This window comes from Nocardia abscessus NBRC 100374, from assembly GCF_000308455.1.
Lineage (GTDB): Bacteria > Actinomycetota > Actinomycetes > Mycobacteriales > Mycobacteriaceae > Nocardia > Nocardia abscessus.
Map to the genome: position 1 here is coordinate 1 of NZ_BAFP01000023.1, position 256 is coordinate 256.

A 256-nucleotide genomic window follows, 5' to 3' on the forward strand; every position below is an offset into this window, starting at 1 on the left:
TGGTCTGCCGCAGCGTGAATCGACAGGTGGCCTGCCGCAGCGTGACCCCTCGAGCGGTTTGCCGCAGCGCGGGTCCGCTGCCGGTGGTTTGCCGCAGCGTGATGCCCTGGGCGGTTTGCCGCAGCGTGAGTCGACAGGTGGCCTGCCGCAGCGCGAGCCGGGCTCCACCGGCCTACCCCAGCGGCAGCCGGGTTCGAACGGTGTGCCGCAGCATGAGTCGGCGGCGGGTGGTCTGCCGCAGCGTGAGCCGGGCGTC

General features: G+C 73.0%; 1 pseudogene. It reads left to right on the top strand.

The features are described 5' to 3' along the window. Window positions 1-256, top strand: a pseudogene (locus ON19_RS43240) (hypothetical protein); the annotation flags it as partial.